The 16,059-nt window shown below is 66.5% G+C and carries 14 protein-coding genes; 11 read left to right on the forward strand and 3 right to left on the reverse strand.

The genetic code is table 11. The annotated features are described in order from the left end of the window. The coding region (locus VLF18_RS06620; RefSeq protein WP_325278830.1) for a glutathione peroxidase at positions 1–444 on the reverse strand (444 nt) is incomplete at its 3' end. 191 nt (positions 445–635) lie between these two features. On the opposite strand from VLF18_RS06620, the gene VLF18_RS06625 reads away from it, so the two are divergent. The 4 genes from VLF18_RS06625 to VLF18_RS06640 are packed head-to-tail and all read left to right on the forward strand — an operon-like array spanning position 636 to position 3,190. Further along, a complete protein-coding gene (locus VLF18_RS06625; RefSeq protein WP_325278831.1) occupies positions 636–992 on the forward strand; it encodes a hypothetical protein in 357 nt (118 codons plus the stop codon). A 4-nt stretch (positions 993–996) separates the two neighbouring features. Continuing rightward, positions 997–1,371 carry a GntR family transcriptional regulator gene (locus VLF18_RS06630; RefSeq protein ID WP_325278832.1) on the forward strand — a complete coding sequence of 125 codons (375 nt, stop codon included), beginning with the start codon at positions 997–999 and terminating at the stop codon, positions 1,369–1,371. Continuing rightward, a complete protein-coding gene (locus tag VLF18_RS06635; protein ID WP_325278833.1) occupies positions 1,368–2,225 on the forward strand; it encodes an ABC transporter ATP-binding protein in 858 nt (285 codons plus the stop codon). The genes VLF18_RS06630 and VLF18_RS06635 overlap by 4 nt, the downstream gene beginning before the upstream one ends. Continuing rightward, positions 2,222–3,190 carry a hypothetical protein gene (locus tag VLF18_RS06640; RefSeq protein WP_325278834.1) on the forward strand — a complete coding sequence of 323 codons (969 nt, stop codon included), beginning with the start codon at positions 2,222–2,224 and terminating at the stop codon, positions 3,188–3,190. Before VLF18_RS06635 ends, VLF18_RS06640 begins: the two co-directional genes overlap by 4 nt. Before the next feature lie 383 nt (positions 3,191–3,573). On the opposite strand, the gene VLF18_RS06645 is transcribed toward VLF18_RS06640, so the two are convergent. Then, complete coding sequence (locus VLF18_RS06645) at positions 3,574–4,716, reverse strand: hypothetical protein (protein WP_325278835.1); 1,143 nt, start codon at positions 4,714–4,716, stop codon at positions 3,574–3,576. A gap of 124 nt (positions 4,717–4,840) precedes the next feature. Further along, positions 4,841–6,241: a class II fumarate hydratase gene (locus VLF18_RS06650; protein WP_325278836.1), complete on the reverse strand. Its 1,401-nt coding sequence runs from the start codon at positions 6,239–6,241 to the stop codon at positions 4,841–4,843. A 93-nt stretch (positions 6,242–6,334) separates the two neighbouring features. Between VLF18_RS06650 and purB the strand changes: the two genes are divergently transcribed. The 7 genes from purB to lpdA all read left to right on the forward strand — a co-directional run bounded on the left by purB (position 6,335) and on the right by lpdA (position 16,025). Next, a complete protein-coding gene (gene purB, locus VLF18_RS06655; RefSeq protein WP_325278837.1) occupies positions 6,335–7,702 on the forward strand; it encodes an adenylosuccinate lyase in 1,368 nt (455 codons plus the stop codon). A gap of 103 nt (positions 7,703–7,805) precedes the next feature. Next, positions 7,806–8,996 carry a cupin domain-containing protein gene (locus VLF18_RS06660; RefSeq protein WP_325278838.1) on the forward strand — a complete coding sequence of 397 codons (1,191 nt, stop codon included), beginning with the start codon at positions 7,806–7,808 and terminating at the stop codon, positions 8,994–8,996. Further along, positions 8,993–9,955, forward strand: coding sequence for a GNAT family N-acetyltransferase (locus VLF18_RS06665; protein WP_325278839.1), 963 nt, complete (start codon positions 8,993–8,995; stop codon positions 9,953–9,955). The genes VLF18_RS06660 and VLF18_RS06665 overlap by 4 nt, the downstream gene beginning before the upstream one ends. 162 nt (positions 9,956–10,117) lie before the next feature. Beyond that, the gene (locus VLF18_RS06670; protein WP_325278840.1) at positions 10,118–12,961 is read left to right on the forward strand and encodes a 2-oxoglutarate dehydrogenase E1 component; all 2,844 of its coding nucleotides are present in this window, start codon (positions 10,118–10,120) and stop codon (positions 12,959–12,961) included. 5 nt (positions 12,962–12,966) lie between these two features. Continuing rightward, complete coding sequence (odhB, locus tag VLF18_RS06675) at positions 12,967–14,196, forward strand: 2-oxoglutarate dehydrogenase complex dihydrolipoyllysine-residue succinyltransferase (RefSeq protein WP_325278841.1); 1,230 nt, start codon at positions 12,967–12,969, stop codon at positions 14,194–14,196. Beyond that, positions 14,196–14,579 (forward strand): hypothetical protein, encoded by a 384-nt coding sequence (locus tag VLF18_RS06680; RefSeq protein ID WP_325278842.1) that lies wholly within the window; start codon positions 14,196–14,198, stop codon positions 14,577–14,579. The genes odhB and VLF18_RS06680 overlap by 1 nt, the downstream gene beginning before the upstream one ends. An 18-nt stretch (positions 14,580–14,597) precedes the next feature. Then, positions 14,598–16,025 (forward strand): dihydrolipoyl dehydrogenase, encoded by a 1,428-nt coding sequence (gene lpdA, locus VLF18_RS06685; RefSeq protein ID WP_325278843.1) that lies wholly within the window; start codon positions 14,598–14,600, stop codon positions 16,023–16,025. The last annotated feature ends 34 nt before the right edge of the window (positions 16,026–16,059 follow it).

The raw sequence follows: 16,059 nt of genomic DNA on the forward strand, positions 1-16,059 counted from the left end.
GTACTTGTAGAAATTCCAGCTCGGATAGCGACCGCCGCTCGCGGCGGCGAGCCGCGCGTAAAGCGGCGTGGCCTCTTCTTTCGTGACGTGCACTTTCTCGAACATGGGAAACTTCACGCCATAGGTCAATGTGCAGAATTCCTGGATCTCCTTCTCCGAGCCCGGCTCCTGCTGCTTGAAGTCGTTCGACGGAAAGCCGAGCACGGCGAAGCCCCGCTCCGCGTATTTCGCATGGAGCTGTTCGAGGCCTTCGTACTGCGGCGTGAAGCCGCATTTGCTCGCCGTGTTCACGATGAGCAGCACCTTGCCGTCGTACTTCTCGCACAGCGAGACCTTTTCCTTGCCGGCCAGCGGCCGGTAGTCGCTCGCGAGCAGGTCGCTGCAGGCCCAGGCCGGTGCGACGGCGGCAAAAGCGAGCAGCAGAGCGGGGAATAGCAGACGCATCACGGTTCTCCAGACAGGGAAAGCCTCGCGAGCATACTCCGTGGACCGCGCTAAGTTACCGTTTCTTTTAAAGATTCTCGATGCAATGCGAAGAACTTGACAGCAGGTCGCAAAAATCGCTTGACCCTCCTCGATATGGTGTTATAGTTCACTACAACACCACCCAAGCCGAGCACCACGAAGGAACCGCCATGAAAGTCAGCGCCGTCGTTACCGTCCTGATCGCTTCCTTTACGTTTGTGGCTGGCGCTGCCATCGAACGCGCCGCCCGCGAATCCGAAATTCCTGCCGCGGCGCCCGCACGCGCCGCGGTTCAAAAGGTCGCGCCGGAGCGCGTGGCCACGCTGGTCGTCCTGCCGGAAGTCACGGTCCGCCCGAGTGCCGAAGATCTCGCGCTGGCCTACGCCGAGCCGGTCGCCGACGCCGAAGATACCGCCGACGCGGTACCGAATTCCCCGGTGCGCACGCGGGCCGGAGCCGGCAGAGGCGCTTTTGACATGCCCTACTATTCGTTCGGCAAAGTGCTGCCGCAGGTGAGCCAGGACTGATCCCATGACCATCACATGGAACGACAACACCCCGATCTATCTCCAGCTGCGCGATCGCGTCGTGGCGATGATCCTGGACGGGGTACTCAATGAAGGGGACGCCCTCCCTTCGGTACGCCAGGTCGCCGCGGATTTCCAGCTGAATCCGATCACGGTGTCGAAGGCGTACCAGGAGCTGGTGGATGAACAACTGGTCGAAAAACGACGGGGACTCGGCATGTACGTCAACGAAGGGGCGCGCGATGCGCTGCTCAAGAACGAGCGGGAACGCTTTCTGCGTGAGGAATGGCCGGCGCTGTATGCGCGGCTGAAGCGACTGGGGCTCGATGTGGAAAAACTGGTACAGGACAGCCGCGATCTGGAAGGAGCGTCGTCATGAGTGCAGTGGTACAGGCACGCAACCTCAGCAAGCGTTTCGGATCGACCGCCGCGCTGGACGACGTGAGCTTCTCGATCGACGCCGGTCGCATCGTCGGGCTGATCGGCCCGAACGGCGCCGGCAAGACCACGGCACTCAAGGCCATGCTCGGCCTCACGGATTTCCAGGGCGAGCTGTCGGTGCTCGGGCTCGATCCGCGCAAGCAGCGTCATGAACTCATGCAGCACGTCTGCTTCATCGCCGACGTCGCCGTGCTGCCGCGCTGGCTGCGTGTCAGCGAAGCGATCGACTTCGTCGCCGGCGTGCATCCGCGCTTCTCGCGCGAAAAGTGCGAACATTTTCTCTCGCGCACCAAGCTCAAGCCGCGCATGCGCGTTCGCGAAATGTCCAAGGGCATGATCGTGCAGCTGCATCTTGCGCTGGTCATGGCGATCGACGCGCGCCTGCTCGTCCTCGACGAACCGACGCTCGGGCTCGACATCCTGTATCGCAAAGACTTCTACCAGAGCCTGCTCAACGACTATTTCGACGAGCAGAAGACCATCGTCATCACGACGCATCAGGTCGAGGAAATCGAGCACATCCTGACCGATCTCATGTTCATCCGCGACGGCAAGGTCGTGCTCGACGCGAGCATGGACGCCGTCGCCGACCGCTTCACCGAAGTCATGGTCAACCCCGACAAGGCCGCCGCCGCCCGCGCGATGCAGCCGCTCGGCGAACGCCAGATCTTCGGCAAGTCCATCTTCCTGTTCGACGGCACCGAAAAGCCGCGCCTGGCCGAACTCGGCGAGACCCGTCAGCCCAGCATCGCCGATCTGTTCGTGGCCACCATGAAAGGAACCTACGCATGAACACGTTCACCTGGCTGCTCAAGCGCGAGTACTGGGAACACCGCGGCGGCTTCCAGTGGGCGCCGTTGATCGCCGCAGGCGTCGTGCTGCTGGTCTTCACGATCGCGACGATCACGGGACTGTCGAACCTCAACATCGACGGCAAGATCATCAGCGGCGTGCGCCTCGGCGACCTCGCCGCGGCCATGACGCCCGAGCAGCGCCTGCAGGTCGGCGCCGGTCTCGACGTCGGCCTGTTCTTCGCCGCCGCCCCCGTCGCGATCACGCTCGCCATCGTCACGTTCTTCTATCTGCTCGGCTCGCTCTATGACGATCGCCGCGATCGCAGCATCCTGTTCTGGAAGTCGCTGCCGGTGTCCGATCTGGAAACCGTGCTGTCGAAGATCGTCGCAGCGACGGCCATCGCTCCACTGTTCGCGCTGGCTGCCGCGCTGCTGCTGATGCTCGGCCTGCTGATCCTGTTCAGCGCGATCGTCGGCTTCTACGGCATGAATCCGTTCACCGTGATCTGGGCCAATGCCTCGCCGCTGAGCGTCGTCGGCAAAATCGCGCTGCTGATTCCGATCAACGCGCTGTGGGCGCTGCCGACGATCGGCTGGCTCATGCTCTGCTCGGCCTTCGCCAAGCGCGTGCCATTCCTCTGGGCGACGCTGCTGCCGATCGCGACGGCCACGTGTGTGTCGATCTTCGATGCGGTGACCAACCTGCGTCTGCCGAACAACTGGTTCTGGGAAAACATCGTTTCGCGCATCCTCTTCAGCATCCTGCCGGGCAGCTGGATGGATTTCGAAAAGCTCGAGCACGACATGGACGGCGCCGATGGCCCCGAAGTGCTGCTCAACGCGATCAACCTGGACACGATCACGGCGCCGCTGACGACGGCGAATCTCTGGATCGGCGTCGCGGCTGGTGTCGGCATGATCGTCGTCGCGATCTGGCTGCGCCGCTGGCGCGACGACAGCTGAAGGCAGGAAAACCGCGTGACGAAAAAACCGCCTTCGGGCGGTTTTTTCGTTGCGCGCGGGAAGCGGAAGGTGTGAGAAACGAAGAGGCGGGCCCTGCCTCTCGTACGGCCCATGGTCGGCGAGCATCAGGCGACGCGAAATGCTGATCGATAGATCCCGCGTCCGCGCGTCCTGCCGTTGGCCCGTAAAGACAAAGGCCGCCCGGAGGCGGCCTTGTCGTTCGCGAAGAAAATGGAGCCGCGAAGACGCTCAGCATGCGGCCGGAAATGCGAAGTCCTGTCCGACCGGGTCAACCCGCCGCTTACTCGTTTCTCACTCCCCTGCCCTCCTCTCCCACGCATTCGCGCACGAAAAAGCCGCCTTTCGGCGGCTTTTTCGTTCGATCACTCGATGTTGTCGCTGAGCACCTTGAACTTGCCGGTCGCGCCCTTTTCCTTCTGCAGGCCGACCTGTCCGGTATTCAGTTCGCCGTCGAGCCAGTAGCGCGCGAGCTGGCCGCCGTCGCGGCGCACGATCATGGCCGAGGTCTTGCCGAGGTAGATCATGTCGCCCTGCGACAGCTGGTCGACGCGCAGGCTGCGTCCGACCGGGCGGCCTTCGGCATAGGACTTCTCCATGTCGGCGCGCTCGGCATCCGTCTCGCCCGGCACCTTGGCCGTGAACATCTGCGCCTCGCCGGCGACGCCGCGCAGCGAAATGTTGCTGCTGCCGCTGATCTTGTTGACGACTTCGTACCGGTTCTCGGCGAGCGGTTTGAGTTCCGCGCGCTGCAGGTTCAGCTCGCCGGTCAGCCAGAACAGCGTGGTTCCGAGGCTGTCGCGGCGCACTACGGCGCGCACGTCGCCGTCGATATAGACGAGATCGCCCTTCTGCAGCTGGGTCTGCTCGACATCGCCCTTCGCCGGCTTGCCGCCGTTGAGGTTCTGTTCGAAACGCTGCTTGACCGCAACGCTGGTGTCGACCGGCGCGGCGGCAGGCTTGGCCGGCGGCAGGGGCGCCTGCACGGGAGCCGGAGCCGGCGGCGGTGTCTGGACGGGGGCCGGAGGCGGCGTCTGGACGGGAGCGGGTGCGGGTTCAGGTGCCGGAGGCGGCGTTGCCGGCTTCGGTGCCTCTACGGGTTTCGGGGCCGGCTTCGGCGGCTCGACCGGCTTGGCCGGCGCGGGGGCCGGAGCGACAGGCGCGGCCGCAGGCTTCGGCGCTTCGGCCGGCTTAGGCGCTTCGGCGGGCTTCGGCGCTTCGGCCTTGGCCTTGTCGGCGACGCGGACGACGACGTTTTCGAAGAAGCTGTCGTTCAGCTTCACCGGCGCCGCCCCACCGGCCTTGACCTTGGCCGCGATCTTGCCGTGCCAGTCCTTGGGCGCGTTGATGACGACTTCCTTGCCGCTCGCAGCCGCCTGGCGGCCGAGTTCGGCGAGCTTGGCGTCGGCAGCGCCGGTTTCGATGTCCTTGGCCGTTATCGATATTTCCTGTTGCGCCCAGGCGCTGGTTGCCAGCAGCGCCGTGGCGAGGGCCAGACGTTTCAACATTTCATTCTCCAGACAAGACGACTACTACGATTGCAAGGTGTTGGCCGGCGCCATTGTGCCGTCCGGTTCCCGTCAGGCATGTGCTGTTCGCCATGACGGGTTTTCACTCATTCTTCTCTTTGGTCTAACCCCCGCCCGCGCTGCCGGCACCAATGCCGCCGCGCGTCAGCGCGACCGGATCGAGCAGGCGCGCCAGCTCGGCCTCGGACAGCCCGCTGTGCTCGCGCGCGACCTCGGCGATCGGCCGGCCCTCGCGGTACGCCTGCTTGGCCATCGCCGCGGCCGCCTCGTAGCCGACGACCGGATTCAGCGCGGTCACGAGGATCGGATTGCGCGCGAGCGCGTCGCGAACCCGATCCTCACGCACGCGCAGGCCCGCGATCGCCGCATCGGCGAGCTGGCGCGACGCCCCCGCCAGCAGCGCGATGGACTGCAACAGGTTGTGCGCAACCAGCGGCAGCATCACGTTGAGCTGGAAACTGCCGCTCTGCCCGGCCACCGTCACCGCCACGTGGTTGCCCATGACCTGGGCGCAGACCATCGCGACCGCCTCCGGAATGACCGGATTGACCTTGCCCGGCATGATCGACGACCCCGGCTGCAGCGCCGGCAGTTCGATTTCGCCGAGGCCCGCGAGCGGACCGGAATTCATCCAGCGCAGATCGTTGGCGATCTTCATCAACGCGCAGGCCAGCGCGTTGAGCTGGCCCGACGCCTCGACCGCGGCATCCTGCGATGCGATGCCTTCGAACAGGTTGGCCGCCGATTCAAGTTTCGCGCCAGCCAGCTCGGACAACCGTTTGGCCGCGCGCTTGCCCTGACGCCGGTCGGCATTGATGCCAGTGCCGATCGCCGTACCGCCGAGCGGCAGGCGGCGCAGACGTTTCAGGGTGTCCTCGATGCGCTCGATCGCCGAGGCCAGCTGCGCGGCCCAGGCCTCGAACTCCTGGCCGAAGGTCAGCGGCATCGCGTCCATCAGATGCGTGCGCCCGGTCTTGGTGATCCGGGCCAGCGATTTCGCACGACGCAGTATCGTCGTGCGCAGGTGTTTGAGGGCCGGCAGCAGGTCTTCGCGAAGCTCCAGCACCGCGGCGAGCTGGATCGCACTCGGAATCACGTCGTTGGAACTCTGCCCCATGTTCACGTGGTCGTTCGGATGCACGCCGAGCTTGCGCTCGCGGTTGGCGAGCGTCGCAATGACCTCGTTCGCGTTCATGTTGCTCGACGTGCCGGAGCCGGTCTGGAATACGTCAATCGGGAATTCGGCGTCGAATTCGCCGGCGGCGACACGCTCGGCCGCCTTTCGGATGGCCTTGGCCGGCGCGGGTTTCAGATACCCGAGCTCCGCATTGACGTCGGCCATCGCGGCCTTGATCAGCCCCAGCGCCCGGATGAAGGCGCGTGGCATGCGCAGGCCGGAAATCGGGAAGTTCTGCACGGCGCGCTGGGTCTGTGCGCCGTAGAGTGCCGCCGCCGGCACCCGCAGTTCGCCCATGCTGTCTTTTTCGATGCGGAAGTCGCCCATGGCAATTCCTGTGCGCGGAAGCGGGATTGGGACCGGTCAGTATAGTCGGCGGTGTATGATTCCGCGTCTTTGCCCCCGCCTCAGCCACCGCCGATGACTGCCAATCCCCTGACCGCCCTGTCGCCGCTCGACGGCCGTTATGCCGCCAAGGCCGACGCCCTGCGCCCCATCTTCAGCGAGTTCGGCCTGATGCAGCGCCGGGTTCTCGTCGAGGTTCGCTGGCTGCTCGCGCTCGGCGATGATCCGGCGATCGTCGAGGTTCCGGCATTCAGTGCCGCGGCGCGTCAGTTCCTGACGACGCTGGCCGACGGCTTTTCGTTGCACGACGCCGAACGCGTTAAGGCGATCGAGCGCGAGACCAACCACGACGTCAAGGCGATCGAGTACCTGCTCAAACAACGCAGCGCCGGTTTCACCGAAGTCGAGGCGGTCAAGGAATTCATCCACTTCGCCTGCACGAGCGAAGACATCAACAATCTTTCCTACTCGCTGATGCTGCGCGACGCGCGCGACCAGGTGATCCTGCCGGCGATCGACCGGCTGCTCGGTACGCTGCGGCAGATGGCGCACGATCTCGCCGACCAGCCGATGCTGTCGCGCACGCACGGCCAGACCGCGTCGCCGACGACGGTCGGCAAGGAAATCGCGAACGTCGTCGCGCGCATCGCGCGCCAGCGCGCGCAGGTCGCCGGCGTGGAACTGCTCGGCAAGATCAACGGCGCGGTCGGCAACTACAACGCGCACGTCGTCGCCTATCCGGAAGTCGACTGGCCGGCGTTCGCGAAGGCCTTCGTCGAAGGACTCGGCCTGACCTTCAACCCGTACACGACCCAGATCGAACCGCACGACTGCGTCGCCGAAATCGGCGATGCGTTGCGCCGCGTCAATACCATCCTCATCGACTTCTCGCGCGACGTCTGGGGCTACATCTCGCTCGGCTATTTCCGCCAGGCGCTCAAGGCCGGCGAAGTCGGCTCGTCGACGATGCCGCACAAGGTCAATCCGATCGACTTCGAAAACGCCGAAGGCAACCTCGGCATCGCCAACGGCCTGTTCGAGCATTTCAGCGCGAAGCTGCCGGTCAGCCGCTGGCAGCGCGACCTGACCGACTCGACCGTGCTGCGCGCGCTCGGCACCGCGTTCGGCCACAGCCTCGTCGCCTACGACGCGCTCGCGCGCGGCCTCGGCAAGCTCAAGGTCGACCCCGAACGCCTCGCCGCCGACCTCGACGCAAGCCAGGAAGTGCTCGCCGAAGCCGTGCAGACCGTCATGCGCCGCCATGGCCTGCCGAATCCGTACGAACAGCTCAAAGCGCTCACACGCGGACACGGCATCACGAAGGAAGCGCTGCGCGACTTCATCGAGACGCTGGAACTCCCGTCCGACGCGAAGCAACGCCTGCGCGAGCTGACGCCGGCGACGTACGTGGGGCTGGCGGCATCGCTTGCGCGAAGTGTGTGAAAAAGTAACTAGTGAATAGTTGTTAGAAATATAGAGAAAGCAATCAGGTCCGAAGCCATCGGTTGTCCTCTAGTTCCTATCGCTCACTTCCAGTTCCTGTCCTATGCCGCCGATCGAAGTCCACGCCCGCGCCAACCAGCCGCTCGGCATGCCGCCGGCGGAATTCCTGCGCGATTACTGGCAGAAGCGTCCGCTGCTGATCCGCGGCGCGCTGGCCGACTTCCCGCTGCCGGTCACGCCGGAAGATCTCGCCGGGCTCGCCTGCGAAGAGGCCGCGCTGTCGCGGCTCATCGTGCGCGATCCGAAGCGCGACCGCTGGAACGTGACGACGGGGCCGCTCGACGAAGGCGTGTTCGCGACGCTGCCGAAGACCCACTGGACGCTGCTCGTGCAGGACGTCGACAAGTGGGACATGGACGTTGCGGCACTGCTCGAACGCTTCCGCTTCCTGCCGCGCTGGCGCGTCGACGACGTGATGATCTCTTACGCCGTCGACGGCGGCGGCGTCGGTGCGCACGTCGACCAGTACGACGTGTTCCTCGTGCAGGGTCTCGGCCGGCGCCGCTGGCGCATCAGCGACGATCCGTCGTCACCGAAGGCATTCCGGCCCGAACTCGAACTCAAGATCCTCGCGGAATTCGCGCCGACCCATGACTGGGTGCTCGAACCCGGCGACATGCTCTACCTGCCGCCGGGCTTCGCGCACGACGGCGTCGCCGTCGGCGACTGCATGACGCTGTCGGTCGGCATGCGCGCGCCGGCCGTCGCCGAAATGCTCGGCGATCTCGTCGACAGCCTCGTCGAGCCGCTGACCGAGGACGACCGCTACACCGACCCCGATCTCGCGCCGGCGCGCGATCCCTACGAAATCGACACCGCGGCGCTCGGCCGCGTCGAACAGGCCGTCGCCGCGCTGCGCGCGCTGCCCGATGCGCACCTGCACGACTGGTTCGGCCGCTACATCACCGCGTACCGCAGCGCGCAGACGGCGCTGCCGCCGCCACGAGCGACGAGCGAGGCCGACCTCGACGCGGCGCTCGCCAAGGGCGCGGGCATCGCGCGCTTTCCGTGGGCGCGCACGGCCTGGATCAAACGCGCACGATCGGCAACCTTGTATGTGGCCGGCGGCAGCCACACCTGCTCCGTCGCGCTCGCGAAACTCGTCTGCGAGCAGCGCGAGATCGCCGCCGCCGACATCGCCGCGCTGGCCGCGCCCGACCGCCGCGTGCTGCTCGATCTCATCAATGCGGGCCAGCTCGTGCTGACCCGTCCGCAACGCCGGAGCCGCCGATGATCGAAGACCGCTTTCGTGTCGAACCGGCCGACTGGAACGTCGACCAGGCCGATCTGAAATTCGTGCGCACCGAGGTCTTCATCCTCGGCCAGAACATTCCCGAGGACGAGGAATGGGACGACCTCGACGCGCGCTCGGTACACGTGATCGCGCGCGACAACGACGGCAACCCGATCGGCACGGGCCGGCTCACGCCCGACGACAAGATCGGCCGCATGGCCGTGCTCGACAGCTGGCGCGGCCGGCAGGTCGGCGCCGCGATCATGCGCGCGCTGATCGAGCGCGCGCGCGCGCAGCATCGCCCCGCGCTCGAAATGCATGCGCAGAGCTACGCGATTCCGTTCTACGAGCGCTTCGGCTTCGCGCCCTACGGCGACGAGTTCATGGAATGCGGCATCCCGCACCGGATGATGCGGCTCGAACTGGCGCCGCCCGATGCGAGCTATCGACCCGGCAGCCAGCTCGACGAGACGCCGGAACCGCGCACGCTCGCCGTGGAGGACCGCGACCAGGCGATCGCCGCCGTGCTCGAGCTGCTGCGCGCGACCAAGCGCGAGCTCTGCATCTATACGCGCGACCTCGACGCCGCGCTGCTCGACCAGGAAACCGTGCTCGAGGAATTCAAGCGCATCGGCACGGCCGGCCGCGGCGCGTCGGTCCGCGTGCTGGTGCAGAGCCCCGCGGCGGCGATCGCCGACGGGCACCGCCTGATCCATCTCGCGCATCGCCTGCCGAGCGTGTTCCAGTTCCGCACGCCCGAGGTCGAGGAAGACCAGCAGTATCCCTCGGCCTTCCTCGTGACCGACCGGCGCGGCTACTACTTCCGCGTGCTCGGCAGCCGCTTCGAAGGCGAGGCGAAGACCTACGCCCCGGGCCGCCACGCGCAGCTGCGCGAATACTTCAATCAGGTCTGGGAGCGCTCGCTGCCACCGCCGGGCCTGCGTGAACTGCACCTGTAGCGAACCGCCGGCGCAGGCGAAAACCGGCCGAAATCTCCGCACTTATGACCATCGTCGCCTTGCCGCGTCGCAACACGATCGGCGTATAATCCGCGGGTTTCGATCGAGCCGATCGAACCTTTCCCGACGTGCAGCCAGCACCACACCCCGGTGATTCCCGACGTGAGCGCGAACCTGATCCAGTTGTTCCGTGATACCTCCCAGCTGTCCGGCGGCAACGCCGCGTTTATCGAAGAACTCTACGAATCCTGGCTGCGCGATCCCGCCACGGTCTCGCCCGACTGGCAGCGCTACTTCGACGGCTTCAAAGGCCGCGACGACAAATCCCACGCCGATGCGATAGCGCGCATCAGCGCGGCGCAGAAGCTCAACGGCCGCGGCGTCGCCGCACCAGCCGCCGCGGCGCCGGTCAACGACGCGCAGGCGCAGAAGCAGGCCGCCGTACTCAAGCTCGTCACGGCCTACCGCTCACGCGGCCATCTCGCCGCTTCGCTCGATCCGCTGGGCCTCGCCGAGAAGCTGCCGGCACCGGATCTCGAACTTGCGTCCCACGGCCTCGGCGACGCCGACCTCGACACCGAATTCAACACGGGCTCCCTCGCCGGCCCGCAGCGCCTCAAGCTCAGGGATCTCGTCGCGCTGCTCAGGGCGACCTATGCCGGCTCGATCGGCGCGGAGTTCATGCACATCAGCGATGCCGTGCAGCGCCGCTGGGTCCACGAGCAGCTCGAGAAGGCCGCCGGCAATTTCGGCCTGAGCACCGACGACCGCAAGCGCCTGCTCGAACGCCTGACCGCCGCCGAAGGCCTCGAACGCTATCTCCACACCAAGTACGTCGGCCAGAAGCGCTTTTCGCTCGAAGGCGGCGACAGCCTGATTCCGCTCGTCGACGAACTCGTGCGCCAGAGCGGCGCCGACGGCGTCAAGGACATGGTGCTCGGCATGGCCCATCGCGGCCGCCTCAACGTCCTCGTCAACACGCTCGGCAAGGCACCGCAGAAGCTGTTCGCCGAATTCGAGGGCAAGTTCGACCATCCCGACGATCCGGCGCATTCCGGCGACGTGAAGTACCACATGGGCTTCTCGGCCGACATCAGGACCACCGGCCACACCGTCCATCTCGCGCTCGCGTTCAATCCTTCGCATCTGGAAATCGTCGACCCGGTCGTCGCCGGCTCGGTGCGCGCGCGCCAGACGCGCCGCGGCGATGCCGACCGCAGCCAGGTCATGCCCGTGCTGATCCACGGCGACGCGGCCTTCGCCGGCCAGGGCGTCGTCATGGAACTGTTCAACATGTCGCAGGCGCGCGGCTTCGCCGTCGGCGGCACCGTGCACATCGTCGTCAACAACCAGGTCGGCTTCACGACCTCGAACCCGCAGGACGCGCGCAGCACGTACTACTGCACCGACGTCGCGAAGATGGTCAACGCGCCGGTGTTCCATGTGAACGGCGATGATCCGGAAGCCGTGCTGTTCGTCGCGCGCCTCGCGTTCGACTATCGCCAGAAGTTCAAGCGGGACGTCGTCATCGACCTCGTCTGCTACCGCCGCCACGGCCACAACGAAGCCGACGAGCCGGCCGCGACGCAGCCGGTCATGTACCAGATCATCCGCGCGCGCCAGACCACGCGCGATCTCTATGCGCAAAAGCTCGCCGCGGCCGGCGTCATCGCCGACGGCGACGCGCAGGCGCTCGTCGAGAACTACCGCAAGAAGCTCGAAGCCGGTCTGTCGGTCGCCGAGCTCGATCCGGACTTCAAGGACCCTTACGCGCTCGACTGGTCGAAGTTCATCGACGGCAGGCTCGACACGCCGCACAAGACCGGCGTCGCCAAGGACAAGCTCGTCGCGCTGAGCCAGAGCATCCTGAGCCTGCCGCCGGAACTCGTGCTGCATCCGCGCGTCGCGAAGATCTACGAGGACCGCGGCAAGATGGCCGCCGGCCAGCAGGCGCTGGACTGGGGCTTCGCCGAGAACCTCGCCTACGCGACCCTGATCGCCGAAGGCCACGACCTGCGCGTCGTCGGCCAGGACGTCGGCCGCGGCACGTTCTTCCACCGCCACGCCGTGCTGCACGACCAGAAGACCGACGGCACCTACCTGCCGCTCGCTCACGTGCGTGCCGGCGCCAGCGTCGAGGTCATCGACTCGGTGCTCAGCGAAGAAGCCGTCATGGCGTTCGAATACGGCTTCTCCACGTCCGAGCCGAACACGCTCGTGATCTGGGAAGGCCAGTTCGGCGACTTCGCCAACGGCGCCCAGGTCGTCATCGACCAGTTCATCAGCTCGGGCGAAGCCAAGTGGGGCCGCCTGTCGAGCCTCGCGCTGTTCCTGCCGCACGGCTATGAAGGCCAGGGTCCGGAGCACTCCTCCGCGCGCCTCGAACGCTTCCTGCAAATGTGCGCATTGAACAACATGCAGGTTTGTGTACCGACGACGCCGGCGCAGGCGTTTCACATGATCCGCCGCCAGATGGTGCGCGACTGCCGCAAGCCGCTCGTCGTCATGACGCCGAAGTCGCTGCTGCGCCACAAGCTCGCCGTGTCCTCGCTCGACGATCTCGCCAACGGCGGCTTCCAGCTCGTCATCGGCGATTCGACGGCCAAGCCGGGCCAGAAGGTGCGGCGCGTCGTGCTGTGCTCGGGCAAGGTCTACTTCGATCTCGTCGACGACTGCGAGAAGCGCGGCGTCAGCGACGTGGCCATCGTGCGCGTCGAGCAGCTCTATCCGTTCCCGCGCGCCGAAGTGAAGTCGGAAGTCGCCCGCTATCCGGCGGCCAAGGAAGTCGTCTGGTGCCAGGAAGAGCCGATGAACCAGGGCGCCTGGTACCAGATCCAGCATCACCTGCGCGCCTGCCTCGGCGCGGAACATAGCCTCAGCTACGCCGGCCGCGCGCGCTCGCCGGCGCCGGCCTGCGGCCACCACAACACCCACGTCGCCGAACAGGCGGCCCTGGTCGAGCAGGCGCTGGTCGCGCCGATCGGCACTGATCACGCCTCGGAGTAAGAAGTATGACCATCGAAGTCAAAGTCCCGGTTCTGCCCGAATCCGTTTCCGACGCCACCATCGCGACCTGGCACAAGAAAGCCGGTGATGCGGTGAAGCGCGACGAAAACCTGGTCGATCTGGAAACCGACAAGGTCGTCCTCGAAGTCCCGGCTCCGGCCGACGGCGTGCTCAAGGAAATCCGCCGCCAGAGCGGCGACACGGTGAATTCGCAGGAAATCATCGCCGTCATCGAAGAAGGCGCCGTCGCCGCCGCGCCGGCACCCGCGGCCGCCGCACCGGCTGCCGAAGCGCCGAAGGGCGCCGCGCCGGCCGCTGCCGCGCCGGCGGCCAAGGTCGACGAACTCTCGCCGGCCGGCCGCCGCGTCGCCGCCGAGAACGCGATCGATCCGGCCGGCGTCGCCGGCACCGGCCGCGACAGCCGCGTGACCAAGGAAGACCTCGTCAATTTCATGCGTTCGGGCGGCACCGCCGCGCCGGCCGCGGCCGGCGCCCCCGCCGCGAGCGCTCCGGCCGCGAAGCCGACGCCGGGCTCGCGTCCGGAAGAGCGCGTGCCGATGACGCGCATGCGCGCGAAGATCGCCGAGCGCCTGATGCAGTCGAAGAACTCCATCGCGATGCTGACCTCGTTCAACGAGATCAATCTCGGCAAGGTCATGGCCGTTCGCAAGGAACTCGTCGAACAGTTCGAGAAGACGCACGGCATCAAGCTCGGCTTCATGAGCTTCTTCGTGAAGGCCGCCTGCGAAGCGCTCAAGCGCCATCCGATCATCAACGCGTCGGTCGACGGCAACGACGTGATCTATCACGGCTACCAGGACATCTCGGTCGCCGTGTCGACCGACAAGGGCCTCGTGACGCCGGTGCTGCGCGATGCACAGAACCTGAGCTTCGCCGACGTCGAGAAGCAGATCGCCGGTTACGCCAAGAAGGCGCGCGAAGGCGGCCTCACGCTCGACGATCTCGCCGGCGGCACGTTCACGATCACCAACGGCGGCACGTTCGGCTCGCTGTTCTCCACGCCGATCGTCAATCCGCCGCAGAGCGCGATCCTCGGCATGCACGCGATCAAGGACCGCGCGATCGTCGAGAACGGCCAGGTCGTCGCCGCGCCGATGATGTACGTCGCGCTGTCCTACGACCACCGCATCATCGACGGCAAGGACGCCGTGCTGTTCCTCGTCGACATCAAGAACCAGCTCGAAAACCCGGCGAAGATGCTGCTGGGCCTCTGATGAAGATCGCCGGAGCGTTCATGGCCGGACTGCTCGCCGGCGCCGCGCACGCGGCGCCCGATCCGGCGGCGCGTGCGCGCATGGCGGAGATCCTGCGCGAGTTCGATGCGATCTCGACGATCGACATCGGCAACTGCGACCACGAGCACCCCGCCTTCAGCACCGCGTATCGCGCGCTGACGGATTCGCCGAACGCGGTCGCGATGCAGCGCGTGCTCGCGCATTTCGACCTGAAATCGCAGCCGCCGGCGTCCGTCGAGCACAACCCGACCGCCGACCAGTGTCTCGCCGCGCTCGACCAGGCCAAGGGCCTGTTCGAGCGCCACGGCGACTACATCCGGAAGCTCGCCGCGGAGCTGCCGCCGACCGCCGCAGCCGACTGACCAACCCAGGAATTCAAGATGAGCGAACAGCACTATGACGTCGTGGTGATCGGCGCCGGCCCTGCCGGCTACGTGGCCGCGATCCGCGCCGCGCAGCTCGGCCTCAGGACGGCCTGCGTCGATGCCTTCATCGGCAAGGACGGCAAGCCCGCGCTCGGCGGCACCTGCCTCAACGTCGGCTGCATTCCGTCCAAGGCGCTGCTGGATTCTTCCAAGCAGTTCCACAACCTGACCCACAACTTCGCCGTGCACGGCATTTCCGCGGCGAATCCGACGATCGACGTCGGCGCGATGGTCGGCCGCAAGGACAAGATCGTCAAACAGTTCACCGGCGGCATCACGATGCTGTTCAAGGCGAACAAGGTCACGCCGATCGCGGGCTTCGCGACGCTGAAGGCCGATCGCAAAGTCTCGATCAAGGCGCAGGACGGCAGCGTCTCGGAGATCAGCGGCACGAACGTCATCATCGCCGCCGGATCGGTCCCGATCGAACTGCCGTTCGCGAAATTCGACAACAAGAACATCGTGGACAATGCCGGCGCGCTCGACTTCGCCGAAACGCCCAAGCGCCTCGGCGTCATTGGCGCCGGCGTGATCGGCCTCGAACTCGGCAGCGTCTGGAAGCGCCTCGGCGCCGAAGTCACGATCCTCGAAGCGCTGCCCGACTTCCTCGCCGCGGCCGACCAGGACATCGCCAAGGCCGCCGCTCGCGAATTCAAGAAACAGGGTCTCGACATCCGCCTCGGCGCCAAGCTGTCCAAGGCCGAGGTCAAGGGCAACGAAGTGCATCTCGTCTACGCCGATGCGAAGGGCGAACAGACGCTCGTCGTCGACAAGCTGCTCGTCGCCGTCGGCCGCCGCGCCGCGACGAACGGCCTGCTGGCCGAAGGCACCGGCGTGAAGCTCGACGAACGCGGCCGCGTCGTCGTCGACGAACACTGCCACACCGGCGTCGACGGCGTCTGGGCGGTCGGCGACTGCGTGCGCGGTCCGATGCTCGCGCACAAGGGTTCCGAGGAAGGCATCGCCGTTGCCGAACTCATCGCGGGCCGTGCCGGCCACGTGAATCTCGACACCGTGCCCTGGGTCATCTACACCGAGCCGGAAGTGGCCTGGGTCGGCAAGACCGAGGAGCAGCTCAAGGCCGAAGGCGTGCCGTATCGGACCGGCTCGTTCCCGTTCGCCGCGATCGGCCGCGCCGTCGCGATGAACGAGACCGCCGGCATGGTCAAGGTCATCGCGCATGCCGACACCGACCGGCTGCTCGGCGTGCACATGGTCGGCGCCTGCGTCTCGGAAATGATCCACGAAGCCGTCGTCGCGATGGAGTTCAAGGGTTCGGCCGAAGACCTCGCGCGCATCTGCCACGCGCATCCGACGCTGTCGGAAGCCGTGCACGAAGCCGCGCTCGCCGTCGACAAGCGCGCAATCCACAAGGCGAACTGACCGGCGGTCGCAGGCTGGACGTCCGCGTCCGGCC

The sequence above is a fragment of the Tahibacter sp. genome (genome assembly GCF_035481375.1).
GTDB lineage: Bacteria > Pseudomonadota > Gammaproteobacteria > Xanthomonadales > Rhodanobacteraceae > Tahibacter.

What these genes read in the sequence shown, in the direction of transcription:
- VLF18_RS06640 (WP_325278834.1), top strand. Translation starts at nt 2,222, where the DNA reads ATGAACACGTTCACCTGGCTGCTCAAGCGCGAGTACTGGGAACACCGC.
- VLF18_RS06660 (WP_325278838.1), top strand. Translation starts at nt 7,806, where the DNA reads ATGCCGCCGATCGAAGTCCACGCCCGCGCCAACCAGCCGCTCGGCATG.
- VLF18_RS06630 (WP_325278832.1), top strand. Translation starts at nt 997, where the DNA reads ATGACCATCACATGGAACGACAACACCCCGATCTATCTCCAGCTGCGC.
- VLF18_RS06665 (WP_325278839.1), top strand. Translation starts at nt 8,993, where the DNA reads ATGATCGAAGACCGCTTTCGTGTCGAACCGGCCGACTGGAACGTCGAC.
- VLF18_RS06680 (WP_325278842.1), top strand. Translation starts at nt 14,196, where the DNA reads ATGAAGATCGCCGGAGCGTTCATGGCCGGACTGCTCGCCGGCGCCGCG.
- VLF18_RS06650 (WP_325278836.1), bottom strand. Translation starts at nt 6,241, where the DNA reads ATGGGCGACTTCCGCATCGAAAAAGACAGCATGGGCGAACTGCGGGTG.
- VLF18_RS06645 (WP_325278835.1), bottom strand. Translation starts at nt 4,716, where the DNA reads ATGTTGAAACGTCTGGCCCTCGCCACGGCGCTGCTGGCAACCAGCGCC.
- odhB (WP_325278841.1), top strand. Translation starts at nt 12,967, where the DNA reads ATGACCATCGAAGTCAAAGTCCCGGTTCTGCCCGAATCCGTTTCCGAC.
- purB (WP_325278837.1), top strand. Translation starts at nt 6,335, where the DNA reads ATGACTGCCAATCCCCTGACCGCCCTGTCGCCGCTCGACGGCCGTTAT.
- lpdA (WP_325278843.1), top strand. Translation starts at nt 14,598, where the DNA reads ATGAGCGAACAGCACTATGACGTCGTGGTGATCGGCGCCGGCCCTGCC.
- VLF18_RS06635 (WP_325278833.1), top strand. Translation starts at nt 1,368, where the DNA reads ATGAGTGCAGTGGTACAGGCACGCAACCTCAGCAAGCGTTTCGGATCG.
- VLF18_RS06625 (WP_325278831.1), top strand. Translation starts at nt 636, where the DNA reads ATGAAAGTCAGCGCCGTCGTTACCGTCCTGATCGCTTCCTTTACGTTT.